This window comes from Phenylobacterium sp. (genome assembly GCF_031181185.1).
In the GTDB taxonomy this organism is placed as follows: Bacteria; Pseudomonadota; Alphaproteobacteria; order Caulobacterales; family Caulobacteraceae; genus Phenylobacterium.
The window spans coordinates 1-3,070 of record NZ_JAPSKZ010000168.1 but is presented as its reverse complement, the minus strand read 5'-3'; the positions used below and the strand labels follow the sequence as shown (position 1 = coordinate 3,070).

Sequence of the window (3,070 nt, the reverse complement as noted above, 5' to 3'; positions counted from 1 at the left end):
CGCCGTCTGGAACCGCTCGCAATGAACGTCATCGAGGCCCCGTCCCCGAACTTCAATCCGCGGACCGTGCCGCCGGACACCCTGGTGCTGCATTACACGGGCATGGAGACGGGAGAGGCGGCCCTGGAACGCCTGCGCGATCCCGAGGCGAAGGTGTCCTCGCACTATCTGGTGGAGGAGGACGGGCGGATCTTCCGGCTGGTGCCCGAGGAGCGGCGGGCTTGGCATGCCGGCGTTTCCTACTGGAAGGGCCAGCGGAACCTGAACGACACCTCCATCGGCATCGAGATCGTCAACCCGGGTCACGAGTGGGGCTATCGTCCGTTCCCCGAGGCGCAGATCGCCGCGGTGATCGCGCTGGTGGCCGACATCCGCACGCGCTGGACCATCGACGACGACCGCATCGTCGGCCACTCCGACATCGCGCCCGATCGCAAGATCGACCCGGGCGAGCTGTTCCCCTGGAAGCGCCTGGCCGAGGCCGGTCATGGCCTGTGGGCCGAGGCGCCGCCGGCGCCCGGCGCGCCGATCGGCGAGGGCGAGGAGGGCGCGGCCGTCTTCGCCCTGCAGGCGGGCTTGACCCGCCTGGGCTTCGATCTGCCGCCGTCGGGCAAGTTCGACAAGGACACGACCACCGTGGTCAGCGCCTTCCAGCGCCACTGGCGGCCCGAACGCTTCGACGGCGTCGCCGACGGCGAGACCCGGGCGCGACTGATCGCTCTGCTCAGACTGGCCGGTTGACCCCAGTGTCATCCGCGCCCACTTTCCGCGCGGATCAGACGGCCGGGCGGTCGCGGGCGAAAGCTCGAGGAAAGTCCGGGCTCCACGACGACATGGCGGCGGGTAACGCCCGCCGGGGGCGACCCCAGGGATAGCGCCACAGAAAGCAAACCGCCCCGGCTTGCCGGGGTAAGGGTGAAAGGGTGGGGTAAGAGCCCACCGGGTCGCTGGTAACAGAGGCCGCATGGCAAGCCCCGCCAGGAGCAAGACCGAATAGGGATCCCGCGTCGGCCAAGTCCTTTGGATACTGGCCGGCAGGACCGTCGTCGGTCCGAGGGATCCGGGTTGGTCGCGAGAACCGTCCCGCGAGGGGCGGTCCAGAGGAATGATCGCCGCGCCCGCAAGGGCGGCACAGAACCCGGCTTACAGGCCGTCTGATCCGTCTTTCCGCACATCCTCTGCAACGGCGCGCGATCAAGCGGCGCCGTAAGTTCATTGTATGTTCTGTGGATAAGTATTCCGCCGCCGTTCTAAAGGCCTGCGACACCTTGGTTTTGGCTGGAAATAGTCATCCAGAGTCATTGTGTCCCAATTGATCCCATGATACCCCAATCAACGTCTCGCTAACCAAAAGCTGCGTTGGGGCGGCGCTGCGGGTTGGGCGGGAGGTGGCAGGGGACCTGGGGCGAGATGTTTCTCTCGACCTTCGAGAAGCAGCTGGACGCCAAGCGGCGCATCGTCGTGCCGCAGGAATTCCGCGCGCTCGCCGCCGGCCCCTTCGATGGCGTCTTCTGTTTCCCCAGCATCGAGGCCGACTGCATCGAAGGCGGCGGCAAGGCCCTGTTCGACCGCTACACCGGCGTGATCGAGGAGTTGGAGTTCGGCGATCCCCTGCGCTCGGCTCTGGAGACCTCGGTCCTGGGCGGTATGGCGAAGCTGTCGTTCGACACCGCCGGCCGCATCACCCTGCCCGAGACGCTGTGCGAGATGTTCGGCCTGACGGACTGGGTCGTCATCGTGGGCCTCGGCGACCGGTTCCAGATCTGGGAGCGCGAGGCGTTCAACGCCCATCGCGCCGCCCAGCGCGACCTTGCCCGGCAAGGGCTCGCCCAGCTCCGCGCCCAGCAGCGCGCCGCCCGCCTCGGGGGCGCCGGATGACCGCGCCGCACGTCCCCGTCCTGCTGAATGAGGTCGTGGACGCGCTCGCCCCTGCGCCCGGCCAGACCATCGTCGACGGCACGTTCGGCGCCGGCGGCTACACCCGCGCCATCCTGGGCACCGGCGCCAAGGTGGTCGCCTTCGACCGCGATCCCACCGTCAAGCGTTTCGCCGCCGACCTGCCCGCCGACCGCTTCCGCCTGGTCGAGGCCCGCTTCTCGGAGATGGATGACGTGCTGGAGGCGGGCTCCGTCGAGGGCTTGGTGCTCGACATCGGCGTCTCCTCCATGCAGCTGGACCACCCCGAGCGCGGCTTCTCGTTCATGCAGGATGGGCCGCTGGACATGCGCATGGGCGACGCGGGCCCCACCGCCGCCGACCTCGTCAACACCGCCGACCCGGCCGAGCTCGCCCGCATCTTCTTCGTCTACGGCGAGGAGCGGGAAAGCCGGCGCATCGCCCGCGCCATCGCGAAACGTCGGGAAGAGCAGCCCTTCACCCGTACGCTGGAGCTCGCGGAGTTCATCGAGCGGGCGCTAGGCGGCCGCCGCGGGGCCAAGATCCACCCCGCCACCCGAGCCTTCCAAGGCCTTCGTATCGCCGTGAACGAAGAGCTTTCCGAACTGGAGGCGGGCCTCGCCGCGGCCGAGCGCGTGCTGAAGCCCGAGGGGCGGCTCTGCGTCGTCACGTTCCATTCGCTGGAAGACAGAATCGTGAAGAGCTTCCTGCAGGTGCGAGCGGGTAGAACGCCGGCGGGATCGCGCCATGCGCCGCCGGTCGAAAGGACCCAAGCGCCCAGCTTCCAGCTCCTCTTCAACGGCGCCCGTGGGCCGTCGGAGGCGGAGGTGGCGGGCAACCCCCGAGCCCGTTCGGCGAAGTTGAGAGCGGCCGTGCGCACCGAGGCGCCGGTCTGGAGGGATGCGGCATGAGCCTGCTGAGCCGGAGGATTCGCGGCTTCCGTCTCGTGGACCTGGTGGGCGTGGGCCTGCTGGTGGCGCTGATCCTCGGCGTCTACCTGGCGAAGACCATCGCCGGGCGGGAGCGCGCCGAGATCGCGACGATCGAGCGTCAGATCAAGGCTGAGAAGACCCGCATCCGCCTGCTGCAGGCCGAGGTCGCGCACCTGGAACAGCCCGGCCGTATCGAGCGTCTGTCCGTCGGCTACCTGAAGATGGAGCCGTCACCGGCTCCA

The 3,070-nt window shown here is 68.9% G+C and carries 3 protein-coding genes, 1 other RNA gene and 1 pseudogene; all 5 read left to right on the top strand.

The features are described 5' to 3' along the window. Positions 1–21: 21 nt before the first annotated feature. The gene (locus tag RIF93_RS16545; protein WP_309092555.1) at positions 22–741 is read left to right on the top strand and encodes an N-acetylmuramoyl-L-alanine amidase; all 720 of its coding nucleotides are present in this window, start codon (positions 22–24) and stop codon (positions 739–741) included. A gap of 34 nt (positions 742–775) precedes the next feature. Continuing rightward, positions 776–1,162: RNase P RNA component class A (gene rnpB / locus RIF93_RS16540), an RNA gene on the top strand. Positions 1,163–1,410: 248 nt separating this feature from the next. Continuing rightward, positions 1,411–1,878 (top strand): division/cell wall cluster transcriptional repressor MraZ, encoded by a 468-nt coding sequence (locus RIF93_RS16535; protein ID WP_309092549.1) that lies wholly within the window; start codon positions 1,411–1,413, stop codon positions 1,876–1,878. After that, positions 1,875–2,807, top strand: coding sequence for a 16S rRNA (cytosine(1402)-N(4))-methyltransferase RsmH (gene rsmH / locus RIF93_RS16530; RefSeq protein ID WP_309092548.1), 933 nt, complete (start codon positions 1,875–1,877; stop codon positions 2,805–2,807). Before RIF93_RS16535 ends, rsmH begins: the two co-directional genes overlap by 4 nt. Continuing rightward, positions 2,804–3,070: pseudogene (locus tag RIF93_RS16525) on the top strand (cell division protein); the annotation flags it as partial. The gene rsmH and the pseudogene RIF93_RS16525, both read left to right, overlap by 4 nt.

Excerpts from the sequence above, each read along its gene's own strand:
- RIF93_RS16535 (WP_309092549.1), top strand. The coding sequence starts at position 1,411 with ATGTTTCTCTCGACCTTCGAGAAGCAGCTGGACGCCAAGCGGCGCATC.
- RIF93_RS16545 (WP_309092555.1), top strand. The coding sequence starts at position 22 with ATGAACGTCATCGAGGCCCCGTCCCCGAACTTCAATCCGCGGACCGTG.
- rsmH (WP_309092548.1), top strand. The coding sequence starts at position 1,875 with ATGACCGCGCCGCACGTCCCCGTCCTGCTGAATGAGGTCGTGGACGCG.